Origin of the sequence: Streptomyces calidiresistens (genome assembly GCF_014141525.1) — a bacterium.
GTDB classification, from domain to species: domain Bacteria; phylum Actinomycetota; class Actinomycetes; order Streptomycetales; family Streptomycetaceae; genus Streptomyces; species Streptomyces calidiresistens.
Genome location: NZ_VKHS01001492.1, coordinates 1 through 556 on the forward strand (window position 1 = coordinate 1; position 556 = coordinate 556).

1 protein-coding gene is annotated in these 556 nt (G+C 71.2%); it reads left to right on the top strand.

The genetic code is table 11. The annotated features are described in order from the left end of the window. Positions 1-62: 62 nt before the first annotated feature. Complete coding sequence (locus FOE67_RS27975; RefSeq protein ID WP_182667586.1) at positions 63-395, top strand: small basic family protein; 333 nt, start codon at positions 63-65, stop codon at positions 393-395. Positions 396-556 lie beyond the last annotated feature (161 nt).

Below are 556 nucleotides of genomic sequence, written 5' to 3' on the forward strand. Positions count from 1 at the left end.
GGCGAGGGGACGCCGGGGGCGGAACACGACGCGGAACACGACACAGAAAAGGACCACACACCGTGATCGCCGTTCTGGGCCTCGTGCTGGGGATCGTCATAGGGGTGCTCACCCGCCCGGTGGTGCCCCCCGGACTGGAGGTCTACCTGCCCATCGCCGTGGTCGCCGCCCTCGACGCCGTCTTCGGTGGCCTGCGGGCCCGGCTGGACGGCAAGTTCGACGACAAGGTCTTCGTCGTCTCCTTCCTCTCCAACGTCGTCGTGGCGGCCCTGATCGTCTTCCTCGGGGACCAACTGGGGGTGGGCGCGCAACTCTCCGTGGGGGTGGTCGTCGTGTTCGGCATCCGCATCTTCTCCAACGTGACCGCCATCCGGCGTCACGTCTTCCGGGCGTGAGGTCCCGATGAGCCCCGACACCGACGGTCGCGAGACGCCCCGACCCGACCGCGAGTCCGACAACCGCCCGGGTGACGCCGAGCCGCGGGCGACCCCCGGGCCGGCGCGCCGGGAGACCGGAACGGACCGATCCGGCGCCCCCGTCCCGGAGGCCGTCTCTT